The 23,782-nt window shown below is 40.0% G+C and carries 9 protein-coding genes; 7 read left to right on the plus strand and 2 right to left on the minus strand.

What is annotated here, in order from left to right; translation table 11 throughout:
- Positions 1-402: 402 nt before the first annotated feature.
- Genes SJY30_RS02015 through SJY30_RS02025 form a run of 3 tightly spaced genes read left to right on the plus strand, consistent with a single transcriptional unit; the run spans position 403 to position 13,518 of the window.
- Entirely contained in the window at positions 403-10,614 is a 10,212-nt protein-coding gene (locus SJY30_RS02015) for a gliding motility-associated C-terminal domain-containing protein (protein WP_396633952.1), read from the plus strand.
- A gap of 24 nt (positions 10,615-10,638) precedes the next feature.
- Positions 10,639-11,571: a type IX secretion system membrane protein PorP/SprF gene (locus tag SJY30_RS02020; protein WP_396633953.1), complete on the plus strand. Its 933-nt coding sequence runs from the start codon at positions 10,639-10,641 to the stop codon at positions 11,569-11,571.
- A 9-nt stretch (positions 11,572-11,580) separates the two neighbouring features.
- Positions 11,581-13,518 (plus strand): OmpA family protein, encoded by a 1,938-nt coding sequence (locus SJY30_RS02025; RefSeq protein WP_396633954.1) that lies wholly within the window; start codon positions 11,581-11,583, stop codon positions 13,516-13,518.
- A 99-nt stretch (positions 13,519-13,617) separates the two neighbouring features.
- On the opposite strand, the gene SJY30_RS02030 is transcribed toward SJY30_RS02025, so the two are convergent.
- Entirely contained in the window at positions 13,618-14,805 is a 1,188-nt protein-coding gene (locus SJY30_RS02030; RefSeq protein ID WP_396633955.1) for an acetate/propionate family kinase, read from the minus strand.
- A gap of 10 nt (positions 14,806-14,815) precedes the next feature.
- Positions 14,816-16,909: a phosphate acetyltransferase gene (gene pta, locus SJY30_RS02035; protein ID WP_396633956.1), complete on the minus strand. Its 2,094-nt coding sequence runs from the start codon at positions 16,907-16,909 to the stop codon at positions 14,816-14,818.
- A gap of 388 nt (positions 16,910-17,297) precedes the next feature.
- On the opposite strand from pta, the gene SJY30_RS02040 reads away from it, so the two are divergent.
- The 4 genes from SJY30_RS02040 to SJY30_RS02055 all read left to right on the plus strand — a co-directional run bounded on the left by SJY30_RS02040 (position 17,298) and on the right by SJY30_RS02055 (position 23,781).
- On the plus strand, positions 17,298-17,699 hold the full coding sequence (locus SJY30_RS02040; RefSeq protein ID WP_396633957.1) for a hypothetical protein: 402 nt from the start codon (positions 17,298-17,300) through the stop codon (positions 17,697-17,699).
- Between the two features lie 77 nt (positions 17,700-17,776).
- Entirely contained in the window at positions 17,777-22,114 is a 4,338-nt protein-coding gene (locus SJY30_RS02045) for a CusA/CzcA family heavy metal efflux RND transporter (protein ID WP_396633958.1), read from the plus strand.
- A gap of 10 nt (positions 22,115-22,124) precedes the next feature.
- On the plus strand, positions 22,125-23,267 hold the full coding sequence (locus tag SJY30_RS02050; protein ID WP_396633959.1) for an efflux RND transporter periplasmic adaptor subunit: 1,143 nt from the start codon (positions 22,125-22,127) through the stop codon (positions 23,265-23,267).
- A gap of 73 nt (positions 23,268-23,340) precedes the next feature.
- Positions 23,341-23,781: a thioredoxin family protein gene (locus SJY30_RS02055; protein ID WP_396633960.1), complete on the plus strand. Its 441-nt coding sequence runs from the start codon at positions 23,341-23,343 to the stop codon at positions 23,779-23,781.
- Position 23,782 lies beyond the last annotated feature (1 nt).

Raw genomic sequence — 23,782 nt, forward strand, 5'->3', positions numbered from 1 at the left:
TCCCCTGCTATGAATTTTTTCGATTTTCAATTATTATCATTTTTGTCCATTATGGTCAAAAGAAACTTTCAGTTTACTGGTCGATACAAAACGACATATTGGTCTTCAAATATAAATTTCTTAAATAAAATTTGATTTTTTTTTAAAAGGTCAAATTCTTCTAGCAGTTATGCTATTGAATGAATCTGACATATCTAAAAGTTAGAATACTATAATATTTTACACATTACCAACTAGATTTTAGAATCTAGTTTGGGTCTTCAAATAATTGCCATGAATATAAAGACTTCTGTAATTAAGAACTGTATAACATTTCTTTTTTTAATTTTTACAATCGCTGGATCCTATGCACAGCTTAGTGATTTACACTATTTACCGCCTCTAAGACAAAGAGCTGCGGATATGAATAATCAAGCTGTTTATTTATCTACACCAGAAACAACACCTTTCGATGTATATATCTATCAAGGTACATCTACAGTACCGGTTATTGTAAGTGTATCTAATTCCAATCCATATGTTTATCCTTTGCCTAATGGCAATAATGATATCACAATGGTAAATGCAACCAATGTAGGAATTGTTTTAAGTGATAGTGGACTTCGGTTTGAAGCACCGGGGGGTGAAAAATTCTATGTAAACTATAGAGGTAGAAATAGTGCTCAAGGTGCGTCATTGACTGCCAAAGGTAGAGCCGCATTCGGTACGCATTTTAAATGGGGTGGGGTTCCATTAATACGTAATAGAAATATTCATAATGCCACTTTGGGTATTATGGCAACCGAAGACAATACTACGGTAACTATATCTGACTATGATCCAAATTGTGAATTTAGATTACAGAATAACGTTTTTGGACTTAAGGATGATGTTATAACGGTAACCTTGAATAAAGGTCAAAGTTATGTTGTAGAAAGTAGGGGAGCCGGTGTAGATGCAAATAAAGATGGATGGTTAGGAGCAGATATACTATCTGACAAAGATATTGTTATCAGTAATGGTAATATTTTAGTAGGTGTAGTTGCTACCTCAAATGCTCAAGATGCTGGTATTGATCAACCTGTGCCTATAGAGAGTTTAGGTAGAGAATATGTTTTTATAAGAGGTGGTGGTTCAGATAGGTTAGAATTTCCAATAATAATAGGTACAGTTAATGGTACCGATATATTCGTTAATGGGTCTTCAACACCAATTGCCACGATTAACGAAGGAGAATACTATTTAATACCAGGTTCTAATTATTCAGGTTCAACAGCAGGTAGTAATATTACGGTCACTACTTCTAATAACGTATATGCCTATCAAAGTTTAGCAGGTAGTACAAGTGTTGCCACAACAGGATTAAACTTTATTGCACCTGTCAACTGTTTGTTACCTAATACTTTAAGCAATATTGTAAATATTGAAGATCTCGTTGGGGTAAATATCTCTGGCGGACTTACAATTTTGGCTTCGACAACTACTCTAGATGAAAATATTATCGTAACAGATGGTAACGGTACGGTTACATTACCAACTGCTCAAATTGCAACAGGATTACCCTGGAAGAGTTTTTACCTGCCAAATCTTACAGGAAATGTTTCCGTAGAATCTACAGGTCCAATTGCTGTAGGTGTAGTTGGTCTGAGCGGAGCATTAGGAATCGGTGGATATTTTTCTGGTTTTGATACGGTACCAGTAGTAGATTATACCATTTCAGGAGGAGGATGTTTGGGTGGTGAAATAGCACTGGTAAGTAATTTTGATACCTATCAATGGTATAAGGATAATGTTTTGATTCCAGGTGCTAATTCATCGACAATAACTCCAACGGAAATTGGTGATTACTTCGTAAAGGTTTCAGCAGGTGGATGTTTTTATGACTCTAATGTAATAAATATGTATTACTGCAACCCAGATATAGCGGTTGCAAAAACAGCTGATAAAAATGTCTATTCGGAAGACGAATCGGTAACATTTACAATTACAGTTGAAAGCTTAGGTATTAATGATGTTACGAATGTAGTTATAAACGATGTTTTACCTTCAGGTTTGTCATTGACTAGTGCCACGCCATCTTCAGGATCATGGACTGCTCCAAACTGGAGTATTGGTACCATGACAAAAGGAGAACGACAAACGTTGACCATTGTAGCCACACCAGATGCAATTGAGGCGACTACAAAAGAGATTACGATTACGAATACGGTTTCTAATAGTCAGGATCAGGTAGACTCCAACGAAACATTAGACGATTTAGAAGAAACTATAATAATAGAAAATAGTGATGATGATGGTGACGGAGATCCAGATACAAGTGATCCAGACCCTAACGATCCTTGTGTATATAGTTCAAATCAAAATACGGCAAATGTAGATCCAATTTGGAATGCTATTGATTGTGATGGTGATGGAGAAACAAATGGAACAGAGGTTTCAAATGGTACAGATCCATCAGACCCTTGTTCGGTTACCAACGAAACAGTTCCTTTGACTACAGCTGAAAATTATGCAGTTTGGGCAGCTGCGGATTGTGATAATGATGGTAACATAAATGATACTGATCCAAATCCTTTTGCGCCAACTGCTACAGATGATTATACTAATGCAGATGTAGGGGTAGCAAAAGTATTCAATATTTTAAATAACGATGATTTTTTAGTTGGTAGCACTATTACAGATTTAGGTACAGGTACTGCAGCTGGTATTATAGCTATCAATCAAGCAACAGGTGAAATTACATATACAGCTTTAGTAAGCGAAAATCCTAGTACGGTTACCATAGATTACCGCGTATGTAACGGTAGTGTATGTGATACAGCTACATACTTCATTACTATTCCTGCATGTGCAGATGCAGATGGTGATAATGTTTGTGATGTTGCGGAAGATGCATCTACTATCAACGATCCGTGTGCTCCTCAAAGTGATTCATATTGGCAGCCTCAAGGTACCAATGATTGTGATGGTGACGGCTTAACAAATGATGAAGAAGCAACGGCAGGTACTGACCCCTATAATGCAGATAGTGATGGAGATGGTATAGACGATGGTACAGAAGTAAATATAGATAATACAGATCCAACAAACGATTGTGAGTCTATTGGTGGCACTCCTTTAAGTACAAGTGATTGTGATAATGATGGATTAACGGAAGCCGAAGAGACAACTGCAGGTACAGACCCAACAAATCCGGATTCTGATGGAGATGGTGTATTGGATGGTACGGAAATAAACGTAGATGGAACCGATCCTTTAAACCTATGTAGTTATGATATTGCTAGCGCAACGGAAACTCCTTCTGCAGCTTGGAATACGGCTGATTGTGATGGTGATGGAGTGAATAATCAAACCGAAGCTACCAATAATACAGATTCTCTAGATCCATGTGATCCGGTTCAGGCCGCAGGTTACACAGGTTACGACGCGAGCAATGCTATTTGGGCAGCAGCGGATTGTGATGGTGACGGAGTAACAAACGGAACGGAAGATACCAATGGAACGGATCCTTATAATACGGATACCGATGGAGACGGCGTTCCCGATAATACGGATTCAGCTCCTTTAGATCCTTGTGATCCGGTTCAGGCCGCAGGTTATACAGGTTATGACGCTAGCAATGCCATTTGGGCAGCAGCGGATTGTGATAATGATGGCGTGACCAATGGAACGGAAGATACTAATGGTACGGATCCTTACAATACGGATACCGATGGTGATGGTGTTCCAGATAATACGGATACGGCTCCTTTAGATCCATGTGATCCGGTTCAGGCCGCAGGTTATACAGGTTATGACGCTAGCAATGCCATTTGGGCAGCAGCGGATTGTGATGGTGACGGAGTTACCAATGGTTCTGAAATGACCAATGGTACCGATCCTTATAATACAGATACCGATGGTGATGGTGTTCCCGATAATACAGATGCTGATGCACTAGATCCTTGTGATCCGGTTCAGGCCGCAGGTTACACAGGTTACGACGCGAGCAATGACATTTGGGCAGCAGCGGATTGTGACACTGACGGAGTAACTAATGGAACGGAAGATACCAACGGAACAGATCCATACAGTGGCGACACTGATGGCGATGGTGTTCCCGATAATACGGATTCAGCTCCTTTAGATCCTTGTGATCCAGTTCAGGCTGCAGGTTATACAGGTTACGATGTGAGCAACGCTATTTGGGCAGCTGCTGATTGTGATAATGATGGCGTAACCAATGGAATGGAAGATACCAATGGTACGGATCCTTACAATACGGATACCGATGGTGATGGTGTTCCCGATAATACGGACAGTGATGCATTGGATCCATGTGATCCGGTTCAGGCCGCAGGTTATACAGGTTATGACGCTAGCAATGCCATTTGGGCAGCAGCGGATTGTGATGGTGACGGAGTAACAAACGGAACGGAAGTTACCAATGGAACGGATCCTTATAATACGGATACCGATGGTGACGGCGTTCCCGATAATACGGACAGTGATGCATTGGATCCATGTGATCCGGTTCAGGTCGCAGGTTACACAGGTTACGATGTTAACAACTCTATTTGGGCAGCTGCTGATTGTGACGCTGACGGAGTAACAAACGGAATGGAAGATACCAATGGAACAGATCCATACAGTGGCGACACTGATGGTGATGGTGTTCCCGACAGTACGGATACAGCTCCTCTAGATCCTTGTGATCCGGTTCAGGCTGCAGGTTATACAGGTTATGACGCTAGCAATGCCATTTGGGCAGCAGCGGATTGTGATGGTGACGGAGTGACCAATGGTTCTGAAGTGACCAATGGTACGGATCCTTATAATACCGATACCGATGGTGACGGCGTTCCCGATAATACGGACAGTGATGCATTGGATCCATGTGACCCGGTTCAAACAGCAGGTTATACAGGTTACGACGCTAGCAATGCCATTTGGGCAGCTGCGGATTGTGACGCTGACGGAGTATCAAATGGAACGGAAGATACCAACGGAACAGATCCATACAGTGGCGACACTGATGGTGATGGTGTTCCTGATAATACGGATTCAGCTCCTTTAGATCCTTGTGATCCGGTTCAGGCCGCAGGTTATACAGGTTACGATGCAAGCAACGCTATTTGGGCAGCTGCTGATTGTGATAATGATGGCGTGACTAACGGAACTGAAGATACCAATGGTACGGATCCTTACAATACGGACACCGACGGAGACGGTGTTCCCGATAATACGGACAGTGATGCATTGGACCCATGTGACCCTGCACAGGTAGCAGGTTACACAGGTTACGACGCTAGAAATGCCAATTGGGCAGCTGCGGATTGTGACGGTGACGGAGTAACAAACGGAACGGAAGATTCCAATGGAACTGATCCCTATAATACCGATACTGATGGTGATGGTGTTCCTGACAACATAGATGCTGATGCTTTAAATCCTTGTGATCCGGTTCAGGCCGCAGGTTACACAGGTTACGATGCTAGCAATGCCATTTGGGCAGCTGCAGATTGTGACGCTGACGGAGTAACAAACGGAACGGAAGATACCAATGGAACAGATCCATACAGTGGCGATACCGATGGTGATGGTGTTCCCGATAGTACGGATTCAGATCCTCTAGATCCATGTTTGCCGGCACAAGCTCCTGGTTATACAGGATACGATGCAAGCAATGCAATATGGGCAGCTGCGGATTGTGATGATGATGGAAACAATAATGGTACAGATCCTAATCCTTTTGCTCCAACAGCAACAGATGATTATACCACAGCCACGGTACTGGTTGAGAAAACAATAAATATTTTATTCAATGACGACTTTTTACCGGGTAGTATAATTACAGACCTAGGTACAGGTAGTGCAGCGGGTACCATTGTAATAAACCAAACAACAGGTGAAATTTCTTATACGCCTACCAATGCAGAAAATAACACCACAGTAACTATAGATTACAGAGTTTGTAGTGGTGCAATTTGTGCAGATGCTATTTTGTCTATAGAGACTCCTGAATGTCAAGATTTGGACAATGATAATATTTGTGATTTAGCAGATATTGATGATACTGACCCATGTGTCGATAATGGTCATCCAGATTGGCGTCCACAGGGCACCAATGATTGTGATGGTGATGGTCTTACCAATGATGAAGAAACCGCAGCGGGAACGGACCCTGCTAATCCAGATACTGATGGCGACGGAATTTTAGATGGAACGGAAGTGAAAACTGATTTAACGGATCCGTTAGATGATTGTAATTCTAATGGAGGAAGTCCATTAGGAACAAGCGACTGTGATAATGATGGTTTAACCACAGATGAAGAAATTACCGCAGGTACAGATCCTACAAATGCAGATTCTGATGGCGACGGTGTATTGGATGGAACTGAAATTAATATAAATGGTACAGACCCTCTAGACTTATGTAGCTATATTATCGGTAGTACAACAGTTGCACCTTCAGCAACTTGGAATACTGGTGATTGTGATGGTGATGGAGTGAATAATGAAACCGAGGTAACCAATAATACGGATTCCCTAGATCCATGTGATCCAGTGCAGGCTGCAGGTTATACAGGTTACGATGCTAGCAATGCTATTTGGGCAGCGGCTGATTGTGACGGAGATGGCGTGACCAATGGAATTGAAGATAACAATGGCACAGATCCATATAATACCGATACCGATGGCGATGGCGTTCCCGATAACACGGACGTTGATGCCTTAGATCCATGTGATCCTATTCAAGAAGCAGGTTATACAGGTTACAATGCTAGCAATGCTATTTGGGCAGCTGCAGATTGTGATAGTGATGGCGTGACCAATGGATCAGAAGATACCAATGGTACCGATCCTTATAATACCGATACGGATGGAGACGGAGTTCCTGATAACACGGATAGCGACGCTTTAGATCCTTGTGATCCAGTTCAAGCAGCAGGTTACACAGGTTACGATGCGAGCAATGTTATTTGGGAAGCAGCGGATTGTGATGGAGACGGAATTGCAAATGGTGCTGAAGTAACTAATGGTACCGATCCATATAATACCGATACCGATGGTGATGGTGTTCCCGATAATACTGATAGTGACGCTTTAGACCCTTGCGATCCGGTACAGGCAGCAGGTTATACAGGTTACGATGCAAGCAATGCTATTTGGGCAGCTGCGGATTGTGACTCGGATGGAGTAATAAATGGTACTGAAGTAACTAATGGTACAGACCCTTATAATACGGATACCGATGGTGACGGAGTTCCTGATGATATTGATTCAGATGCATTAAATCCTTGTGATCCAGTTCAAGCGGCTGGTTATACAGGTTACGATGCAAGCAACGCTATTTGGGCAGCTGCGGATTGTGATAATGATGGAGTAACAAATGGAACAGAAGATACCAATGGTACCGATCCTTATAATACCGATACTGATGGTGATGGTGTTCCCGATAATACGGATAGTGACGCATTAAATCCTTGTGATCCAGTTCAGGCAGCTGGTTATACAGGATACGACGCAAGCAACGCTATTTGGGCAGCAGCTGATTGTGATTCTGATGGAATAACGAATGGGACGGAGGATACCAATGGTACCGATCCATATAACAATGATACAGATGGCGACGGCGTTCCCGATAATACGGACAGTGAGGCATTAAATCCATGTGATCCAGTTCAAGCAGCAGGTTATACAGGTTACGATTCAAGCAATGCTATTTGGGCAGCTGCAGATTGTGATAATGATGGGGTATTAAATGGAACGGAAGATACCAATGGTACCGACCCTTATAATACCGATACCGATGGTGATGGTGTTCCTGATAATACGGACAGTGAAGCATTAAATCCTTGTGATCCGGTTCAGGCAGCAGGTTATACAGGTTATAATGTTAGCAATGCCATATGGGCAGCTGCGGATTGTGATAGTGACGGAATAATCAATAGTATAGAGGTGACTAATGGTACAGATCCATATAATACGGATACGGATGGAGACGGCGTTCCAGATAATACGGATAGTGATGCCTTAGATCCTTGTGATCCAGTTCAAGTAGCTGGTTACATAGGTTACGATGCTAGTAATGCTATCTGGGCAACGGCAGATTGTGACGGAGATGGTGTAAGTAACGGAGTAGAATATTCTAATGGTACAGATCCATATAATACGGATACTGACGGTGACGGTGTTCCTGACAATGCTGATGCTGAAGGAACCAATCCTTGTAATCCAATTCAGATTGAAGGTTATACAGGTTACAATGCAAGCAATGCCATTTGGGCAGCGGCTGATTGTGACGGAGACGGGATAACAAATGGAACAGAAGATTCCAATGGAACGGATCCTTATAATACAGATACTGATGGTGATGGTGTTCCTGACAACACAGATGCTGATGCTTTGAATCCTTGTGATCCAGTTCAGGCAGCAGGTTATGAAGGTTACGATGCAAGTAATGCTATTTGGGCAGCTGCTGATTGTGACGGAGATGGAGTCACTAATGAAACAGAAGTGGTCAATGGTACAGACCCTTATAATAATGATACTGACGGCGACGGAATTCCTGATGATATTGATTCAGATGCTTTAGATCCTTGTGACCCTGTTCAGGCAGCAGGTTATACAGGTTACGATCCAAGTAATGCTATTTGGGCAGCTGCTGATTGTGATGGTGACGGAGTTACTAATGGTACTGAAGTGGTCAACGGTACAGACCCTTATAATACGGATACGGATGGAGACGGAGTTCCAGATGATATGGATTCAGATGCATTAAATCCATGTGATCCGGTTCAAGCGGCTGGTTATACAGGTTACGATGCAAGCAATGCCATTTGGGCAGCAGCTGATTGTGACTCGGATGGAGTAATAAATGGAACAGAAGATACCAATGGTACCGATCCTTATAACTCGGATACCGATGGCGACGGAATTCCTGATGATATTGATTCAGATGCTTTAGACCCTTGTAATCCGGTTCAGACAGCAGGTTATACAGGTTATGATGCAAGTAATGCTATTTGGGCAGCTGCTGATTGTGATGGTGATGGAATAACTAACGGCGTGGAAGATACAAATGGTACAGATCCTTACAATAATGATACGGATGGTGACGGTGTTTCAGATAATTTAGAAACAGTTAATGGCTCTGATGCATTGAATCCTTGTGATCCTATTCAAGTAGCTGGTTATACGGGCTATGATGTCAGCAATGCTATTTGGGCAGCTGCAGATTGTGATGGAGACGGAATTATTAATAGTACAGAGGTTACTAACGGCACAGATCCATATAATACGGATACCGATGGAGATGGTGTTCCTGATGATATTGATACTGATGCGTTAGATCCATGTGCTCCAATCCAGGTTGCAGGTTACACAGGTTATGATGCAGATAATGCCATTTGGGCAGCGGCTGATTGTGATGGTGATGGAATTGATAATGGAACTGAATTTACAAACGGAACCGATGCCTATAACACAGATACAGATGGAGATGGTATAACTGATGGATTGGAAGATTCGAATGGAACGGATCCTTTAAATCCTTGTGACCCAATTCAAGTAGCAGGTTATGATGGTTACGATGTAAGTAATGTTATTTGGGCAGCTGCTGATTGTGATGGTGATGGAATCGATAATGGTACTGAAGTTACCAATGGTACCGATCCTTACAACAATGATACTGATGGAGATGGTGTTTCAGATGATTTAGAAACAACAAATGGTACGGATTTATTAGATCCATGTGATCCACAACAAGCAATTGGTTATACAGGGTATTTTGAAAGTAACACCATTTGGGCTTCTGCAGATTGTGATGGAGATGGTATTGTAAATGGAACTGAAGTTACTAACGGTACAGATCCTTATAATGAAGATACAGATGGAGATGGCATTTCAGATAGTCAAGAAATTTCTGATGGCACAGATCCACTAAACGATTGTGATTCAAATGGAGGAGCTCCATTAGGAACTTCGGATTGTGATGAAGATGGATTGACAACTGATGAAGAAGCATCTTTAGGTACAGATCCTAATGATCCTGATTCAGATGATGATGGTATTTTAGATGGACAGGAATTATTGGATGGAACAAATCCTTTAGATGATTGTGACCATGTAGGTGGTACAGCATTGCCAGATAGTGATTGTGATGGAGATGGTCTGACGACATCCCAAGAAGATGCTATAGGTACAGGTTCTTATAATGCGGATACCGATGGTGATACTATACCGGATGGTCAAGAGGTCGAAGACGGCACTGATCCATTGGACCCATGTGATTCAATTGGCGGTGTTCCAACCTTAGATGCCGGTTGTAATGCAGAAGTAGTTAATTCTGGTATTGCAGTAGCCAATGAGGTCATTACACCTGATGGTGACGGTACGAACGACTTTTTCAGAATAGAAAATATCGAGTCTTTCCCTAACAATACGGTACAGATCTATAACCGTTGGGGAATCGTGGTATACGAGATGAGCGGCTACGACAACAACACCAATGTATTCAGGGGAGCATCTGATGGTAGAGTTACCATTGGTCAAGATGAAGAATTACCAGTGGGCGTGTATTTCTATGTAATCAAGTATAATAACAACGGAGATAACTTGAACAAGTCGGGTTACCTATACATAAACAGATAAAAAATCCCCTTTAAAAAAGATACGATGAACAAATATTTTCTAGCTATTATAATTACCGTTACGGGACTCTTTATGGGCCATGCCCAGCAAGATGCGCAGTACACGCAGTACATGTACAATACGATATCGGTGAACCCAGCTTATGCGGGTTCACGGGGAGTGTTGAGCATAGCGGCACTTCACCGTTCTCAGTGGGTGGGCCTTGACGGCGCACCGACGACACAGACGTTGAACTTCCATACCCCGGTATCCGAACATGTAGGATTGGGACTATCGGTAGTGAACGACGAGATAGGTAACGGCACCAACCAGGATACCTATATCGATGCGGCGTTCAGTTATACGGTGAACACCTCTGAGGAAGGGAAACTGTCGTTCGGTCTAAAAGCGGGCGGTCACCTGTTCAACGTGGACTTCACGAAACTTAGGAACTACGGGGCGGAGAGCAACCTGCCGAACATCGACAACAAGTTCTCGCCGAACTTCGGAGCTGGGATCTATTACCATACGGACCAGTTCTATGCAGGGCTATCGGTACCCAACTTTCTGCAGACCGAGCATTTCGACAGTTCCGATTCGAACAGTTCGAGTTTGATCGCGCAAGAGCGTATGAACCTCTATCTGATCACGGGGTACGTGTTCGACCTGAACCCGAACGTAAAGTTCAAGCCTGCGGCACTTGTAAAAGCTGTAAAGGGGGCACCTTTACAGGTAGACCTGAGCGCGAACTTCCTTTTCAACGACAAGTTCTCCTTGGGAGCGGCGTACCGCTGGGACGCGGCGATCAGCGCCCTGTTCGGTTTTCAGATGACCGACCAGTTGATGCTCGGTCTGGCGTACGATAAGGAAACCACCGATCTAGGAGCGACAAGGTTCAACGACGGGTCTTTCGAGATTATGTTGAGATATGAATTCTTGAACAAGTACAAACGAGTGATCACCCCAAGATTCTTTTAAAAAAACGACATGAAAAAAACAGGATATATTTTTTACGGCCTGGCGGTAATGGCTATGATGGCAAGCGCACAGGACAAGAAGATACAAAAAGCGGATACAAAATTCACGGACTACGCCTATGCCTCCGCGATACGATCGTACGAGCAATTGGTAAAGGACGGGTATACCGAAGAAGAGGTGTACAAGAACCTAGGGAACGCAAACTATTTGAACGCGAACTACGAAGAGGCATCGAGCTGGTACGGCAAACTGTTCGCACTTGAAGGAGCGGATATCGACCCGGAATATATGTACAGATATGCACAGACGCTAAAATCTTTAGAAAAGTATGGAGAGTCCGATCAGTGGATGAACAAGTTCAAGAACGCAAGATCGAACGATCAACGCGGATTACTATATAGCGATAACCAGGATTACCTGGAACAGATCGAGGAACGCTCGGGCAGGTACGAACTGAAGAACATCGGGTTGAACTCGAAGGTATCGGACTTTGCACCCTCGTTCTATGAAGACGGATTGGTGTTCTCGACGGCAAGGGACAGCGGACTGTTAACGAAGAACATCCATAGATGGAACAACGAATCGTTTTTAAATCTATACAAAGCGGCACAGGACGACCAAGGAAATTTCACCAATGTAGACAAGCTCAGTAAAAGATTGAACAAGAAGACCCATGAATCGTCAACGGCATTCACCAAGGACGGACAGACGATGTACTTTACGCGTAACAACTCAGACGAAGGCAAGTTCGAAAGGGACGAAGAAGGGGTAAGCCGATTAAAAATATATAGGGCAAAATTGATAGAAGGCGAATGGAACAATATCGAAGAACTGCCCTTTAACGGGGACAGCTACTCGGTGGCACACCCAACGCTGAACAACGATGAAACCAAATTATACTTCGCCTCGGACATGCCGGGAACGAAAGGGGAATCGGATATCTACGTGGTGGACATCAACACGGACGGTAGTTTCGGTACACCGAAGAACCTTGGACCAAGAATCAATACGGAGGCAAGGGAGACCTTTCCGTTCGTAACGGAATCGGATAAACTATATTTCTCTTCTGACGGGCATCCGGGACTAGGGGGACTTGACGTTTTCGCAACGGATCTGAACAATGAAACGGGAGAGATCTACAATGTTGGACGCCCATTGAACGGGGAGGAAGACGACTTCTCGTACATTATAAACGAAGAGACGAAGAAAGGCTTTTTCGCATCGAACCGAAAAGGAGGACAGGGCAATGACGATATCTACGGTTTTGTGGAAATGACCCCGCTCGACTTCACCTGCCATACGAATATTACGGGAATCGTAAAGGACGAGAAGACCAATGCACTGTTAACCGATGCATCGGTAACGGTATACGACAAGGATAACAAAGTGATATCTAGCTCGAGCACTGACGAGAACGGAGCATTCGAAATGGAAGGCAACTGCGCGGAAGGAAGTTACAGGGTAGTAGCGACCAAAGCGGACTACGAAGAAGGCAACAAGACCTTCATGACCGTCAAAGCAGAAGATGCCATGGGCATAGAAATCGTACTGGCACAAGTCGACCCATCGGCACCTGTAGGCACCGACCTTGCAAAATACTTGAACATAGAACCGATCTACTTCGATTTCGACAAGTACTTCATCAGGGAAGATGCCAAGATCAGTATAGAAAAGGTTCTGGCATACCTTAACGAATACCCAAGTGTCAACGTACAGGTACGCTCGCATACCGATTCACGTGCTAAAGATGCGTACAACATGATATTATCGGCGAACAGGGCGAAGGCAACAGCCGATTACGTCATAGCGGCTGGCATCCCTAGCGACAGGATCTCATATGAGGGCTATGGCGAAACGGAGCTTACGAACAACTGTAGCAACAATGTACCATGTAGCAAAGAGAAACATCAACTCAACAGAAGGTCAGAGTTTATTGTGGTAGAGTAAAAAAATATAAAACTAAAACGAAAAAATAGCTAAGAGCATTGCTCTTAGCTATTTTTTTATTGATAATCTTAACTAATCTGAGATAAATATTTAGTAAGACTATTTCGATAATAATTGGTATACCTGCTTTGCAATTTCTAATTCTTCATTTGTAGGTATGACTAAAATTTTGACTTTAGAATCTTCTGTATTTAGCTCTCTAAGATTAGATGCTCTAAGATCATTTTTAGAATCATCTAAATTAAGGTCAAAGTATTCCATATCCTTACAAATTAACTGACGCATTAAGCTAGAGTTTTCACCAATACCCGCAGTAAATATAATGGCATCCAAACCGTTCATGGCAGAGGTGTATGCACCAATATATTTTTTAATTCGGTAAGCATTCATTTCAAGTGCCAAAATGCATTGTTTATTCCCTTTACTTGCTTCTTCCTCAATATCTCTAAGGTCGTTGAAACCTGTAAGTCCCAACATTCCGCTCTTTTTATTTAAAAGTTCGCTTACTTCATTTAAATCGTAACCCAGTGTGTTTACCATATAAAAAATGATGGAATGGTCAATATCACCACTTCTGGTACCCATAACAATTCCGTTTGAAGGAGCGAAGCCCATACTGTGGTCGATACTTTTTCCGTCCTGAATTGCGGTAATGCTACACCCGTTGCCTAAGTGAATGGAAATTAATTTAGTATGCTGGTTATTTAAATATTCATTTGCTTTTTCCGATACATATTTATGGCTAGTACCATGAAATCCGTAAGCTTGAACTCCGTCTTTCTCATATAATTCATTAGGAACTGCATATTTTTTAGCCTTAACAGGCATGGTGCCATGAAAAGCGGTATCGAAAACGACCATTTGTTTAGCGATCGCAAATATTTGTTCTGCCATTAAAATACCTTCTAAATTGGCAGGGTTGTGTAAAGGGGCAAGTGGAGATAAAATCTTTATTTTTTCTTTTACTTCTTCTGTAACTAATGTCGTAGCCGTATAATCACTTCCGCCATGTACCACACGATGTCCAATAGCATCGATTTCTTCGGTACTTTTAAGTACACCGATTTCGGCATCTAATAAAAGTGAGGTAATTCGTTCTAGCCCGGCTTTATGGTTTGCTATTTCATAAATTTTTTCAACTTTATTGTTATCTGTTCTATAGTTTGATATGGCATCTGTACTACCAATACGCTCTATAGAGCCAACACAGATAACTCTAGAGGAAGGCATTTCTAAAAGTTGATATTTTATAGAAGAACTGCCGGAATTTATAATTAAAATATTCATGAAAATTGGTTTAAAATCCTTCTGCTTGAATAGCAGTTATTATTACGGTATTGAAAATATCATCTACGGTACAGCCACGGCTTAAATCATTAACAGGTTTGTTTAAGCCTTGTAACATTGGTCCGATAGCTAACGCCCCAGTCTCTCTTTGTACTGCTTTATACGTGTTATTACCTGTATTTAAATCAGGGAATATAAAGACGCTAGCTTGCCCTGCAACTTCAGAATCCGGCAATTTACTAAGTCCGACTTTAGCATCTACCGCAGCATCATATTGAATAGGACCTTCTACTTTAAGATCAGGTCTTTTCTCTTTAATAATTTCAGTGGCCTTACGTACACGATCAACATCTTCGCCGACGCCAGAAGCACCTGATGAATAGGAAAGCATAGCTACTTTAGGTTCAATTCCAAATGCGGCACTTGTAGCAGCAGATGATATGGCAATTTCAGATAATTGTTCAGAATTTGGGTTAGGATTAATAGCACAATCGCCAAAAACGGTAACTCTATTGGGTAGGCACATAAAAAATATAGACGATACTATAGAAACCCCTGGTTTTGTTTTAATGAACTGAAGAGCTGGTCTAATAGTATGTTGGGTGGTATGAACTGCACCGGAAACCATACCGTCAGCATGCCCCTTATGAACCATCATAGTACCAAAGTACGATACATCTTCCATTAAATCTTTAGCCATTGCCAAGTTTACGTTCTTGTGCTTACGTAATTCAAATAGAGTAGAGGCGTAATCTAAAAATTGTTCGGATGTTGTCGGGTCGATAATATCGATAGTATTAACATCTAGATCAATATCTAGTTCAGTGATTTTTGAAACAATTTGCTCTCTATTTCCTAGAAGGGTAATGTTAACGGCATCGGCATCAATTAGCATTTTTGTCGCCATTAAAATTCTTTCATCCGAACCTTCTGGTAGCACGATATGTTTTTTAGAAGATTTAGCTTTTTGCAAAAGGTTATATTGGAACATTCTAGGGGTAATGCCCTTAGCCTTGAATGTAATTAACCGTTCAGCCAATTCTTGGGTAGGTACATGTTTCTCAAACTCTTGAATAGATGTTTGTATTTTCTCGGTGTTTTCAGCATAAATACGCGGTCTTATAGTACCGATTTTGTTGGTAACATAGAACGTACCTCTTGCAACCGATAAAATGGGGATAATATCTGAAAGTCCTTCAATCAGTTTAATAATAGAATCTTCTGGAAGTAGCCCACCAGTTAGCACGATACCGGAAAGACTAGGGTAATTAGTTGAAATATTTGCCTGTAACGCTCCAAGAATAATATCTGCACGATCCCCTGGGGTTATTACAAGACTATCGGTTTTTAGGTGTGTTAAATAATTGCGTAGTTGCATGGCACCAACACTAAAACTCCCAACTTGATTGTTAATATAACCTTCACCAAAAAGAACTTTGGCATCAAGTTCTTGGGCAATCTCCTTTAGTGTAGGGCTACCTAAAACAGTGTTTACCGGTATGGTTCCCACCAAAACGTCATCAGGTAATTTTTCTTTTAGTCCGTCAGAAACCATAGTAACGTTTTCCGGCTGCATTTTATTGGCAACAATTAACAAGACGTCGACACCTTTCTCTTTAAAAGAATCGTATGCCATATAAAGGTTGCCCACTAACTCATCTAAGGTTTTATTTTTTCCGCTTGCGAGAATAACTGCAGGTATCCCTAAATTTTTTGCAATAAGTACGTTGATGTCCCATTCGATTATAGCACCTTCTCCAGAAAAATCGGTTCCTTCTACCAAGACGAAATCGAATTTATTCTCAATGGTTTTATACTTGTGTATAATATGCCCTACAATTTCGTCGTCTTTGTCCTGGTTCTTTAATTGAACCACTTGGCTACGCGTATATGCATAAGCCTCTTCTGGTTTCATATCAACATTAAAGTAGCTGAGAACAGTATCTATGTGGTTATCAGTTTTACCATTGGGCACATCGTCGATAATGGGTCTGAAATAGCCTACTTTGGCAGTTCTACCTAAAAGAAGTTGCATTAGGCCTAATGAGACAATAGATTTTCCACTATTAGGTTCTGTAGTAACAATATATATAGCTTTACTCACGTGTAAAAGGGATTAGTGTTTAACAAATTTATAGGATTCTTGATGGATTAGGACTTACAAAATGAAAATCTGACATTTATATTTATAGTTTGCTCATTATTTTCATAAATAGTCAAAATTAATAACAGTAAGCAGGGTTATTTATGACAAATCTCATATAATTATAATTTACAACTATTTTCATATTACGTATTATTGTTAAGCAGTACGCTATTATTATAGTTGAAAAATAGTTGGTCTGATACGGTAGTAACTAATAATAGCCGTTTTTTAAAGATATGGAGTGCTTTGGCAGCTTAAAAAAATTACATGGTTTATGCCAAAATCTAAACTTAGTTTAAAGTGAATTTAAATAATTAACACTAAAAATTTTATTAATTTTACTAACGTGAATAAACTGTTTTCCATACTGTTATCATCGCTCATCATGCTGCAAAGTTTTGGTGTGCATTTTGATGATATTGTTCAGTTAGATGAATTAATCGAGCATGCTCAATTTCATAATGAACAATATGGCGATAATATCATTGTATTTCTCTCTAAACATTATGGTGAATTAAAAGCAGACCATCAACGTGATCATCAAGAAGAAAAGAAAGATCACGAAAAGTTACCTTTTAATCATAGTGGTGCATCACATATTTCTGTTGCCGACGTGTTTATTAATAGCTATAAGTCAGAATTAAATGTATTAGAGTTTTCAGATTATTCAGACGCAAATTTCTATTACCAAGCACCATCTTCTTCATTACACTCGCAAGGCATTTTACAGCCGCCCCGCATTTCATAATACAATCGATTTTTTAATTTATTAGTTCAGATTCATCCTTATGAATTTGAGCGCTTCACATTGATTTATATGAAAAGATGCTATCACATATCATTAATTTCAGTTTAAAGAATAAGCTTATTGTTCTTCTATTTACCGTATTTATTATTGGGTACGGTTTATTTGCACTTTCACAAATACCTATTGGGGCTGTGCCAGATGTTACCAATAATCAGGTTCAGGTAATAACAACATCACGTAATTTATCTACACAAGATATGGAGCAATTCATAACATATCCGGTAGAGCTTGAAATGGCAAACTTACCGGGAGTCAAAGAAATTCGTTCGGTATCTAAGTTTGGTTTGTCTGTTGTTACTATTGTTTTTGAAGATGATTTGGGAACGTATTTGCCCAGGCAGCTTATTGCCGAGAAAATTGCTTCAGCTTCAGAGAAAATACCAGCAGGTTTTGGTACGCCACAAATGGGACCTATTACAACTGGGCTGGGTGAAATTTATCAATACGTTTTAGAAGTAGAACCAGAGTACAAAAATGAATATACGTCTACTGAATTAAGGACCATACAAGATTGGATTGTAAAACGCCAATTATCCGGTATACCCGGTGTAGTAGAAGTGAACACATGGGGCGGATTTCTAAAACAATATGAAGTAGCTATAAATACCCAAAAACTAAATGCCATGAACATTACTGCTAGTGATGTTTTTAAAGCGTTGGAAACTAACAATAGTGTTTCGGGTGGCGGTTATATTGAAAAGGTAAATCAGGCTTTTTTTATTCGTGGTGAAGGATTGATCTCATCACTTGAAGATATTGGAAATATCGTTATAACAACTAAAAATGGACTACCAATTTATATTAAAGATGTTGCTACCGTTGACTTTGGTAGCGCAGTTCGTTTTGGTGCGATTACCGGTAATGGCGAGGGTGAGAAGGTACTGGGGCAAGTAATGATGTTGAAAGATGCAAACTCTAAAAAAGTAATTGAAGCGGTAAAAAAACGTGTTGCGGAAATTTCAACTTCGTTGCCAAAGGGCGTATTTATTAATCCGTTTTTAGAACGAAGCGAGCTTATTGCAAAAACTACATTTACGGTAAGCGAGAATTTAATACTAGGGTGTTTAATTGTCATTTTTGTCGTGGTATTACTGCTTGGTAATTTTAGGTCGGGTTTGGTGGTCGCCTCTGTAATTCCCCTGTGTTTATTATTCGCGTTATCGCTCATGTACATATTTGGTGTAGATGCCAATTTAATGAGCTTAGGGGCTATAGATTTCGGTATTATTATAGATGGCGCCGTAATTATTGTAGAATTTATAGCCTTTGAAATCACAAGAAAACAGCAGGAAATAAATGCTTTGCACAAAACAGAGCAACAGCAGCTAAAAGATGAAATTACATTTAACGGAGCTTCTAAAATGATGAATTCTGCCATTTTTGGGCAGTTGATTATACTCATTGTTTTTATTCCCATTCTATCGTTGAGCGGAGTAGAAGGTAAAATGTTCAAGCCTATGGCTTTGACTTTTAGTTTCGCATTGATTGGGGCAATGATTTTATGTTTTACCTATGTACCTGTTGCGGCATCAATCTTTTTAAAACCATCAAAAGAGTCGGACAAAAATATATCTGTTCGTTTAATGAAATGGTTGAATAAGAAATATGAGCCTATTATAAACTGGGCTTTGCAAAGCAAGAGAGTTGTTCTGGGCATTGCGGCCATACTGCTTATTGGGGCTACAATTTTATATACGAATATGGGCAGCGAGTTTGTACCGACTTTAGATGAAGGCGATTTTGTTATTCAACCAGTTTTAAAAACAGGAACCTCATTAAGTAAAACGGTTAAAATTACTACTGAGATCGAGAAAATTTTACTAGATAATTTTCCAGAGGTTCAGCAGGTAGTCACTAGAATTGGAGCCGCCGAAGTACCAACCGATCCTATGTCTATGGAAGAAAGTGATGTCATCATAAAGTTGGCACCGAAAGGGGAGTGGACAAGTGCAAAATCTAAAGATGAGCTAGCCGATAAGTTCAAAGAGGCATTAGCCATTATACCAGGTATGGAAGTAGAATTTACGCAGCCTATAGAGATGCGTTTTAATGAACTGATTACAGGTGTCCGTGCAGATATTGCTATTAAAATTTTCGGTCCTGATTTAGATGTTTTGGCTAAAAAAGGAAATGAAATCGGAGCATTGATTAAAGACGTTGAAGGAGCTGCAGATATTAGTGTAGAGAAAATAGCAGGTTTGCCTGAAATGAGTGTTGATTATGATCGTGCAAAAATTGCACGTTTCGGATTAAATATTCAAGAACTGAATGATATGGTTTCTATGGGATTTGCCGGAAAAACTGCAGGTAATGTTTTTGAAGGTGAAAAACGGTTCGATTTAGTTGTGAGATTAGATAAAGCAAAACGACAAGATATTGACGACCTTAAAAACTTGTACGTTGATTTGCCTTACGGAGGAAAGATTCCCTTAAGCGAGCTGGCAGATATTACCTATAAAAAAGGTGCTGCAAAAATATCAAGAGATGATACCAAGAGAAGAACAGTGGTAGGTGTAAATGTCCGTAATCGAGATTTACAATCGGTTGTAGATGATGTTCAGAAATTAATTAATGAAAATGTAAAATTACCAGCAGGGTATACCATTACCTATGGCGGTCAATTTGAAAATTTACAAAGTGCCCGAGACCGTTTATTAGTGGCAGTACCTATAGCACTTGTACTCATTTTTGTATTGCTATACTTCGCATTTAAGTCGGTAAAAGAAGCCCTAATGATTTATTCGGCAATTCCGCTGGCAGCAGTAGGTGGTGTATTGTTATTATGGATGAGAGGCTTGCCGTTCAGTATTTCGGCGGGAGTAGGGTTTATCGCGTTGTTCGGTATCGCAGTATTAAATGGTATTGTTTTGATAGAGCATTTTAAAGAGCTGAAAAAATATTCTTTTGAGAGTTTAGACGATTTAATAAAACAAGGTGCAAAAGATCGGTTGCGAGCGGTATTATTGACAGCATCAGCCGCTGCTCTGGGTTTTTTACCTATGGCAATATCTACCAACGCAGGTGCAGAAGTTCAACGACCATTGGCAACCGTAGTTATCGGTGGTTTGTTTACGGCAACCATATTAACTTTAGTAGTATTACCGGTGTTGTATTCCATTTTCGATAAACATGAGAATTCAAGAAAGCCAATTCCTAAAACCACATTGCAAAATGGTATTGCTTTTATTGCATTGCTTATTTCAATTGGAGCATCGGCGCAAGAATCAAAAAGTCAGAATCTTGATGAATTAATTCCTCTTGCTATTGAAAATAACATGGGGTTAAAAGCTGGTCGGTTAAAAGTTGATGAATCTGAAGCATTGATAAATAGCGCATTTATGTTCAATAAAACCCATGTGTATTATGAATATGATGAGAATAACCTTGCCATAAATGATGTGCCATTAAAGGTATTTGGAGTTCAGCAGGATTTTCGTTTTCCAACTGCTTATTTTTCTGAAAAGAAAGTCAATAAGGTGAAAACTACTTTGGTGCAAAGTGAATATGATATTCAGCGTAAGGCAATAACTAGAGATGTTACCAAAGGCTATTACGACTATCAAATTGCAAGAGAAAAAGTTAGAGTCTATAAAAGGCTAGATAGTTTGTATGCCAATTTTTCAAAGGTAGCAGCGAGAAGGTATGAACTGGGGGAAACTAATTATTTAGAGAAAATAACCGCAGCTTCTAAGCAACGAAAAATCAATTTAGACTATCAACAAGCTATTCAACATGTTGCCGCGTCGTATGCCAATTTGTTGCAATTAATTCAGGCAAAAGATAGTTTGGTTATTTCCGAAGAAATGAACCTGAAAATTGACATTAAAGATGTAAATGTAGATGCTACGCCTGAGTCAGTATATTATGAGAATAAAATGCAATTAATGGCTGCAGCCCGTAAACTAGAAAAACAGCAACTATTACCAGATATTAGTTTAGCTTATTTTCAAGGAACAAATTCAGAATTGAACGATAATCTTTTGGGTTATCAACTAGGGCTAAAGATTCCGCTATTATTTAGTGGTAGCGCCTCTAGAATCAAGGCATCTAAAATTGCCAAAGAAAGAGCGGTAGCTGAGTCCGTCGCATATAAAATCCAGATAAAATCGAAGCAAGAAATCTTAAGGCAACAAATCGTACAGATTCAAAATTCACTGAATTACTATGAGAACGAAGGTGCAGAGCTATCAGATGAAATATTGAAGACCGCGAACATCAGCTTTAGAAATGGTGAAATTGATTTCTATCAATATATACAGAGTTTAGAAAGTGCTTATGATATAAAATTAGGCTATCTAGATAAGTTGAAAGAATATAACCAAACCGCTACAGACATTAATTTCTTAACATTATAAATAGGGCATCATGCAAAAATATATATACAAAATAGTAACCCTTTTCATTCTCGGCATAATTTCAAGTTGTGGAGACAAGGCAAATAATTCAAGTGATAATGGCGCATCTGAGGCACAAACAGATGACCGAATTCAAATTACGCAAGCACAATTCGACCAGAATAAAATGGAGATTGCTAGTATGACTGAAAGTGATTTTCCTGTAATGGTAAAGACTTCGGGTATGATAGACGTACCACCAGAAAATAGAGCGGTGGTCAATGCAACTATGGGTGGCTATATTAAAACCACACCTTTGTTAATAGGAGACAAAGTACGTAAAGGGCAGTTGTTGGTTACCATTGAAAATCCGGAGTTTGTATCCTTACAACAGCAGTATATGGAGGTGAATGGGCAGTTGGGTTATTTAAAGGCAGAGTACGAACGTCAGCAAACAATGGTAGCGGAAAATATAACATCAAAAAAAAGCTTTTTAAAAGCAGAGAGCGATTATAAAACAGGAGTAGCAAAGTACAACGGACTACGAAAGCAAATAGGTATGTTGAATATATCACCAGAACAAGTAGAAAAAGGAAATATAAGTTCGGTAGCCTCAATTTATGCACCTATTGAAGGTAGTATTACAAGCGTAAATGTTTCAAAAGGTACATATGTTTCTCCGGCAACTTCAATTATGGAGATTATTAATAATGACCACATTCACTTAGAACTTTCGGTTTTTGAAAAAGATATTATGAAAGTGAAAAAAGATCAGGTGGTAGAATTTAAGATACCAGAAGCTTCAAAAGAGATGTACAAGGCAGAAGTCCATTTGGTAGGTACTTCAATTGGTAAAAATAGAACCATAAAAGTGCATGCACATATAGAAAATGAAGATGAAGCTAACTTTTTAACTGGTATGTTCGTAGAGGCGAATATTATTACAGAAACATCAAAACAAATGTCGTTGCCTTCAGAGGCTATTGCAGTAGTAGATAACGAGGCTTATGTATTGGTATTAGATGAAAAAAAAGACGGTAGTTATTATTTTAAACAAGTACCTGTCGAAATCTTAAGTAGTTATAAGAATAAAACCTCGTTCAGTAATTCATCGACTTTTAAACAAGATGCACAATTTTTGGCAAAAGGTGCGTTTAGCCTGATAGGAGCATAACTTTAATATGGTAGTAAAAAGAAAGTTGTTGATGGAATAATTGACTTAGTACAAGTTAGTTTAATAAATGGATATGAAAAAATATATAGTATTTCTGTTATTTGCAGTGATTAGTTTTAGTTCAATAACAGCGCAAGACTGGAATACAGATTTTACAACAGCTAAAAAACTTGCCGAAACTAATGATCTGCCAATAATACTAGTTTTTCAAGGTTCAGATTGGTGTGCACCTTGTATTAAATTAGATAGGGCAATATGGTCTACAAATGAGTTTAAAGAATATGCAAAAGAGCATTATGTAATGTTACAGGCAGATTTTCCTCGTAGAAAAAAGAATGCGTTGCCAGAGGAGCAATTGAATAAAAACAAGGCATTGGCTGAAAATTATAACAGACAAGGAATTTTTCCTTTTGTTGTGGTTATGAATGCCAATGGTGAAGTCTATGGTGAAACCAGTTACAAGAAACTGACACCCAAAGAGTACATACAAGAATTGAATTCATTCATAAAATAGA

This window comes from Maribacter sp. R86514 (assembly GCF_044597005.1).
Taxonomy (GTDB): domain Bacteria; phylum Bacteroidota; class Bacteroidia; order Flavobacteriales; family Flavobacteriaceae; genus Maribacter.